The organism is Microcoleus sp. B9-D4, assembly GCF_036705105.1.
Classification (GTDB): Bacteria; Cyanobacteriota; Cyanobacteriia; order Cyanobacteriales; family Microcoleaceae; genus Microcoleus.
Genome location: NZ_JAUBTS010000044.1, coordinates 54,583 through 61,215, shown reverse-complemented (window position 1 = coordinate 61,215; position 6,633 = coordinate 54,583). Strand labels below are relative to the sequence as shown.

7 protein-coding genes and 1 pseudogene are annotated in these 6,633 nt (G+C 44.6%); 5 read left to right on the top strand and 3 right to left on the bottom strand.

What is annotated here, in order from left to right; translation table 11 throughout:
* The 3 genes and pseudogenes from QUB24_RS23015 to QUB24_RS23005 all read left to right on the top strand — a co-directional run.
* Positions 1 to 184 (top strand): annotated as a pseudogene (locus QUB24_RS23015) (RNA-guided endonuclease TnpB family protein); the annotation flags it as partial.
* A 17-nt stretch (positions 185 to 201) separates the two neighbouring features.
* Entirely contained in the window at positions 202 to 759 is a 558-nt protein-coding gene (locus QUB24_RS23010) for a VWA domain-containing protein (RefSeq protein ID WP_333155771.1), read from the top strand.
* 73 nt (positions 760 to 832) lie between these two features.
* Entirely contained in the window at positions 833 to 1,336 is a 504-nt protein-coding gene (locus tag QUB24_RS23005) for a salt stress protein, Slr1339 family (protein WP_333155770.1), read from the top strand.
* A gap of 351 nt (positions 1,337 to 1,687) precedes the next feature.
* Here the strand turns inward: QUB24_RS23005 and QUB24_RS23000 are convergent, their stop codons facing one another.
* The 3 genes from QUB24_RS23000 to QUB24_RS22990 form a co-directional block, all read right to left on the bottom strand.
* Positions 1,688 to 2,227, bottom strand: coding sequence for a dCMP deaminase family protein (locus tag QUB24_RS23000; RefSeq protein ID WP_333155767.1), 540 nt, complete (start codon positions 2,225 to 2,227; stop codon positions 1,688 to 1,690).
* Complete coding sequence (locus QUB24_RS22995; protein ID WP_333155765.1) at positions 2,224 to 3,774, bottom strand: thymidylate synthase; 1,551 nt, start codon at positions 3,772 to 3,774, stop codon at positions 2,224 to 2,226. The genes QUB24_RS23000 and QUB24_RS22995 overlap by 4 nt, the downstream gene beginning before the upstream one ends.
* 76 nt (positions 3,775 to 3,850) lie before the next feature.
* On the bottom strand, positions 3,851 to 4,474 hold the full coding sequence (locus QUB24_RS22990; protein ID WP_333155763.1) for a Uma2 family endonuclease: 624 nt from the start codon (positions 4,472 to 4,474) through the stop codon (positions 3,851 to 3,853).
* 145 nt (positions 4,475 to 4,619) lie between these two features.
* Between QUB24_RS22990 and QUB24_RS22985 the strand changes: the two genes are divergently transcribed.
* Both QUB24_RS22985 and QUB24_RS22980 read left to right on the top strand, forming a co-directional pair.
* Positions 4,620 to 5,189: an HD domain-containing protein gene (locus QUB24_RS22985; protein ID WP_333155761.1), complete on the top strand. Its 570-nt coding sequence runs from the start codon at positions 4,620 to 4,622 to the stop codon at positions 5,187 to 5,189.
* Positions 5,190 to 5,239: 50 nt separating this feature from the next.
* Positions 5,240 to 6,373, top strand: coding sequence for an ABC transporter ATP-binding protein (locus tag QUB24_RS22980; RefSeq protein WP_333155759.1), 1,134 nt, complete (start codon positions 5,240 to 5,242; stop codon positions 6,371 to 6,373).
* Positions 6,374 to 6,633 lie beyond the last annotated feature (260 nt).

The following is a 6,633-nucleotide window of genomic DNA, read 5'->3' as shown; positions in this document are numbered from 1 at the left end:
AAAACATCGACTGGTCAGTTAATTAATTCTGATATCAACGCTTCGTACAACATCCTCAGAAAAGCAATCCCAAATGCCTTCAGCTTTCTTGATAGGGAGCTGCGTAGTTGGGCCAATGCGGGTTAATCCGCTCAAAGTAAAAGTGAAGGGGGAGGGACTTGAAGCCTCCCATGCCTATAAATGACTATACTTTTACCAGCTATGTACACAAAAGACCAGATGGGCGGTAAAAGTCGGTGGGCGCTCATGCAAGAATCGACGATCGCATTGGCGAATAAATGCGAAGAACTTGATCCTGATGGCATAACAGTTTATGTGTTTTCCGGTCGCTTCAAGCGATATGACAACGTAACATCAGCTAAAGTCGTGCAAATTTTCCAAGAAAACGAACCTTCGGGGACTACGAATTTAGCTGCTGTTCTGCAAGACGCCCTGAACAGTTATTTTCAGCGCAAAGCATCCGGTAAGACCAAGCAAAATGGGGAAACAATATTAGTGGTGACGGACGGGGAACCCGACGATCGCAAAGAAGTGATGAAAACCATTATAGAGGCTTCCCGGAAGCTCGATCGAGATGAAGAGTTGGCGATTTCTTTCATTCAAGTAGGGGATGCGCCGGAAGCTACTAAGTTTCTCAAGATATTGGATGACGAACTGCAAAGCGCCGGGGCTAAATTCGATATCGTTGATACTGTCACGATGGATGATATTGAAGGAATGACCCTGACGGAGGTATTGCTGAATGCAATAACTGATTGAGGAGGCGGGCGAAGTTCACGCGATTATATTTGGGCCAGTTGGCCCAGCAGCATTTTTTAGGGGGGTTTAAGTTATGGAATCTATCGAACGCCTGTTAGGTGAACTTAAGGCAGAGTATCAAGCATCTCAAAAAAATGCTGAGTTGAAAAGTCAGACGCCGGTGCAAGCACAAGCGCCTGTGCCACAAGCAGCAGTGCCGTCAAATCCAACATTTAAAACATCAGATATAAATTTTTATGCTGGTTCTTTAGATAAGGATTTAGCTCAAATTAAGGCTGAGTACGAAGGGCAAAATCAAGCTCAGGAAGTGGCTTCACAGCAACCGCTTAAGGCTGAGCACGAAGCGCAAAATAAAGCTCAGGCAGTCGCTTCACAGCAACCGCAGCCAGCAGAAAAAGTCGCGGGGCAGTTGGAGGTACAAACGCACAGACAGAAAGTTAGGCAAGCTCAGGTTTGGCTGAAAAAGTTGGATAAGAATTCCGATGAGGGATATTGGTTCGATCAGTTTGCTTTTAAGTATTCTTCGAGGATAGATGCGGCGATCGACTATTTGCAAGCGGTGAATGAGTTTGATTGATTGAACTACACGGTATTCACAATTTGTAAGGCCGTTTTTTGGTTAATTGCCATCTCTATTTGTTGTAAGGACACGGCAGTGCTGTGTCTTTGCAAAGGGTAAAATAAACATCATATCATGTCTGATCGAGCGATTAAAAGGGCGGGTTTTTGAGATTGTCAATTATTGGCAGATATTTTTGGTGAACCCGCCCCTACCGTATTAGGGACCGGACATAATATCCTGTGTATCACGCGGGATTTAGGATACTGCACTGCCGTATCCCTACAAATTACCAGCAAATAAATATCATTTATAGGAACACAGCACAGTTATTTCCTCTGGCTGCCACAACCACGGGGAGGATTGATCCTATACTAATTTTTGGGACACAGATGTAGGATTTAACAAAAACAAAGCGGCTTTTTTGGCTGTATCTTCAGATAGCTTAATTTGTTTTAACTCAACAATACCTTCACTGATAAAAGTATCTCTCAAAGCAGCTTTTTCTCCGCTGTTAAAACTCGTTTCGTAAAACACTTCTCGAATTCCAGCCGCAATGACTAATTTCAAACAATATATGCAGGGTTCTAAAGTGACATAAATACTAGCCCCAGCAGTAGATATACCGTGTTTAGCAGCTTTGGCGATCGCATTTGCTTCCGCGTGAACCGCCCTTGAGGGCAAAGTTTTGCTGGCGTCGCAACTACTCAAACCAGGATAGCAGAAGCCTTGAGTAGTACAGTGTGCCGAACCAGACGGCGAACCGTTGTAACCCGTTGCTAAAACTTGCCTGTTTTTAGTTATCACTGCGCCTACAGGAAAAGCCAAACAAGTCGATCGAGTAGCGGCCAATTTTGCTAACATTAAGAAGTATTCGTCCCAACTCGGTCTTTCTTCTTCTAGATTCATTTTCTATCCTGAATGTATTGGTTGCTGGTTTTCAGACACTCGGCCGCCTTTTGCAATTCTATTCCCAAATAACCAATATGCTCGCCTTTGATAGCCGGGGAAGCCGCACAAATTTCTCGCACTAACTTGAGAGGGTTTGTTCCAGAATAACAGGTGACAACTTCGCCGCTGCCGGGAGTGGTTTGCGTGACAACTATTTGATTGTCGGCTACTTCAACTAAAAAATTGCCCGCTGCATCGAAAAAGTCTCTATCTTCGCAGATTTTAGCATATTGGGTTTGAATAAGTCGATCGGCATTTTCAAAGGTATCGTCATACAAGTGAGCCGATTGACTCAGCGTTACCAACGGGCCCATTGTCAAATTATAATCGGAACGCCTCGCAATTTCATCGCGAATATGCTGCTGCAAAGCCCGCAAACCCATTGCATTTGCCGGCCAAGCAGCAAACATATCGTTACTGCGGAGAGTTGCTGTTAGCGATATTTCCTCATCCACAACTCGCACCCAAATGTGATTTAAACAAGGACTGCCGCTGTGCTGGTGGTCGGAGGAACCGTCAGGTCTTCTGTTAATATTTCCGCCTGCATCCCACAGACTAATTACAGCACTTGCTGCGTCAATTTCCTTAATTAGTTTGGCAATAACTTCTTCGATTTGATCGCGTCCAAACCACGACCGCATCCGCTGTGCGTAGGTATATTTAATGCCTTCGTTATATGGGGCATCTTCGAGCATTTGCGGTTTGTACTGTTCGAGGAAATCACGGTCTATTGGTAAGTAATTCGGTTCAGGAAAATAGAACTCCGCAGGTTCATCTGTAATCACTGCCATTAAGTCGATTAATTCCTGCCATTGTCCGTCGTAACCAGTCGGCCGCAGGGTGCCGGTGGTCTTAATTCGGTGGATGATTTTTACCCAAGTTTCGGCGATAGTTTTGCCTTCGATTCTGTGTCCGTATTTCTGGCCGGGGAGTACAGTCGGGACGATTTCGACTAACGGAAAAGTTACGGGTTCTCCCCAAGGTTCCACAGATTCTTTTTCAGAAAAAGACTTGACAAAAGTCACTGTTTCTGATAAATTTCTGGCTTCTTTCCATTCTATTGAATGACGCAATATTTCTAAGGCTTCTGCTGCTATTTCAATATCAATGTAGCCAAATATTGAAGATTTAATTAACCAGCAATCTCTACCCGTATCGCTTTTTCCGGCTTCAAAGCCGTTGCGAAAAAAGTCGAGCAAGCACGCGGCAGCACCGGAGTTGCTGTCTTCTTTGGTAGCGTTGAGAATTACTAAAAAGCGGACGTGGGGATTGCACAGCAAGTTTCTAATTAAGAAGTTGATGCCGCGGGTGGGCGAGTACAGTTGTCCGATGACAGCAAATTCATTGGGTTGTAATTTTTTGCCGTTAGCGCAGCCCTTGGAAAGGATCGCACTTTTTACTGTCCAGCCACTGACAATGGCTGTTTGCCCCGTTCCGCAAATTAATTGATTTGGTTTGTATAGGGGTTTGTACTCAAATTTATTGACGAGATTTGTGGCTGTCATGGTTTACCGTTTTTTGCACCGCGTACTACTATATCAATACTGCAGAATATTTGATAATTTTGTTTTAACAAATTCCTCAAGCCAACAATTCACTGACGGCTACGCTAAAACCTGCAAGCACACTTTGAGTGTTCACAACTTCATCCGCATTAAACAACCGCCAGCGTTGCCCTGCATTCACAAATATTAATCTAGCTTCAGGAAATAGCAACCAAACTTCTAAACATCCCGATTCCAAATATTCCTGAGCTTTCGCAAATAAGTCTTCGGCACTGTCTTCGGGGGAAGCAACTTCCGCTATCAAAGGAAAACTTTGGGAAAATGCTGTAAAATTGCCCGATGGCGGCAGGAGTTCAGGAGTGATGTAAGCAACATCGGGACGGCGACCCTGTTTGTTAGTGCGGCAAAGTATTTCGGTAAGAACTTCTCCTCCCTGTCCGCTGGAGTCTTTATAATTTCCCCAGAAACGGGCTAATTTAGATTGAGCTAGACTGTGCTTGAATGTCATTCCTGTTTTCTCCACTAAGTTGCCGTCAACCCATTCCATTCTATCAGGAGGATTGACTAAAAACTCTTCGAGAGATATGACTTTTTCTGGCTGAGATTCTGGGTAAATTTCTGGTGTATTTTCTAATTTGGGATGTGATTCTGGCTCTGAGTTTTGACCTGCATTTTTGGGTATAATTATAGTAGCTGTCATGCTAGCAACCTCTCTTTAACGATTATAATTGTACAAGCGATCGCTCTCGATCGCATCTTTATGATCTTATGGAACTTGGTAGATTTTGTCTTTTCAACTTAGCCCGACAATTTATATATCATAGCAATTCAGAAAGGTGACTTTCATGATTCTCTCAAACCGTTTTTCTGAAGCCCTCACCTATGCCGCCGAATTGCACGCTACCCAAGTTCGCAAAGGTTCCGGCGTTCCCTACATTGCCCATTTGTTGGGCACTGCTAGTATAGCTTTAGAATATGGGGCAAATGAAGATGAGGCGATCGCAGCTTTGCTTCATGATGCGATCGAAGATCAAGGCGGCGCCACCACCCGCGAAGCCATCCGCCGCCGCTTTGGCGATACCGTCACAGCGATTGTAGACGGCTGTACCGACAGTGACGAGACGCCGAAACCCCCTTGGCGACAGCGAAAACAAGCTTATATCGATCGCATTTCTACAGCTTCTGCCTCAGTGAGATTAGTCTCGGCTGCTGATAAACTTTATAATGCTCGATCGATCCTGAAAGATTCCCGTCAATTGGGCGACTGTGTTTGGGAACGCTTCAAAGGTGGGAAAGAGGGTTCTCTCTGGTATTATCGTTCTTTAGTAGAAGCATTCCGCCAAGCTGAGTTAACGCCTATAGTGGAAGAATTAAATCGCACAGTTTTAGAATTGGAACAGTTTTCTGAAGGCTGAAGACTGAAGGTAAAAATCACTAATTATCAATTACCAATTACAGTCACAAAATGGCAAATGTTCGCTTAGAAAATATTACCCGACGCTACCAAAACGTCACCGCGATCGAAAACATCAGCTTCAAAATCCCGGACGGGGAATTTTGGGTATTAGTCGGGCCATCCGGCTGCGGGAAATCGACAATTATGCGGACAATTGCAGGTTTAGAAACCGCAACTTCCGGCAATCTTTACATCGGAGATAATTTAGTTAACAACATTCCGGCGAGACAGCGGGATGTAGCAATGGTATTTCAAAATTACGCACTTTATCCGCACATGACTGTCGGCGAAAACCTGGCTTTTGGATTGCGGATGCGGAATGTTGACCCGACTAAAATTCAAGAACGAGTCGAAACAGTCGCCCGATCGCTCTCGATCGACCACCTCCTCAAGCGTAAGCCCAAACAGCTATCAGGCGGACAGCAGCAGCGGGTAGCACTGGGAAGGGCGATCGCCCGCGAACCGAAAGTATTTCTTTTAGATGAACCGCTTTCTAACCTCGATGCTCAACTGCGAGACGACACTAGAGCAGAACTCAAACAACTGCATCAACGGCTGGGAATTACCACAATTTACGTCACTCACGACCAAGTGGAAGCGATGACTTTAGCTGATAAGATTGTAGTCTTAAATGGGGGAAAAATTCAACAAATTGGAGACCCACAAAGCATTTATGCCAAACCAGCTAACCGCATGGTTGCAACATTTTTAGGCAATCCCGCCATGAACATTTTGCCTGTAATATATAGTAACGAATCCTTTCAAGTAGGAAATCAATCTTTAGTCTGTCCGCCCTCGATTCAGAAAAAATTGCAGGCGAGAGAAGGACAAGGATTTGATTTGGGCATCCGTCCAGAAAATATAGAAATGTTTACCCCACAAACGGTAGAAGATGATGATTTGAAAACCGATGTTTGGGCTTTAGAAAAAGTCCCTCTCGATGTAGAGGTAAAAGTAGTGGAACCTCTGGGGCGAGAAACTTTAATTCGGGCTAGTTTGCCTTTGGTGAGCGCTGACACTACTGTACAGTTACAAATACCTGCGAGTGTTCGCTTGCGATCGGGCGATCGGCTGAAGGTACAGCTTGACTTCGATCGACTATTTATCTTTGACCCCTCCACCGGTGAGGCGCTCTATCCTTAACGGGATTGAACAGGACTTACGCACGGGTAATCAGCCACCGGGTTTTTTTAGTCCCAGTGCCTAAGTCCTGTTCAATCTAAAATCTAAAATCTAACATCTAAAATAGACTGAGCCTTCCAGTGGGAAAGTCTCGATTCGTAGTTACAAAAATTTACACTTGACATTTATGAATTTACCAAGTAATGATACGATTAGTATTGGCACAACGACAAAACGTCCCCCCAAAAGCTGATATTTCCTGACTACGGGCGATCGCGACC

Excerpts from the sequence above, each read along its gene's own strand:
- QUB24_RS23010 (WP_333155771.1), top strand. The coding sequence starts at position 202 with ATGTACACAAAAGACCAGATGGGCGGTAAAAGTCGGTGGGCGCTCATG.
- QUB24_RS23005 (WP_333155770.1), top strand. The coding sequence starts at position 833 with ATGGAATCTATCGAACGCCTGTTAGGTGAACTTAAGGCAGAGTATCAA.
- QUB24_RS23000 (WP_333155767.1), bottom strand. The coding sequence starts at position 2,227 with ATGAATCTAGAAGAAGAAAGACCGAGTTGGGACGAATACTTCTTAATG.
- QUB24_RS22995 (WP_333155765.1), bottom strand. The coding sequence starts at position 3,774 with ATGACAGCCACAAATCTCGTCAATAAATTTGAGTACAAACCCCTATAC.
- QUB24_RS22990 (WP_333155763.1), bottom strand. The coding sequence starts at position 4,474 with ATGACAGCTACTATAATTATACCCAAAAATGCAGGTCAAAACTCAGAG.
- QUB24_RS22985 (WP_333155761.1), top strand. The coding sequence starts at position 4,620 with ATGATTCTCTCAAACCGTTTTTCTGAAGCCCTCACCTATGCCGCCGAA.
- QUB24_RS22980 (WP_333155759.1), top strand. The coding sequence starts at position 5,240 with ATGGCAAATGTTCGCTTAGAAAATATTACCCGACGCTACCAAAACGTC.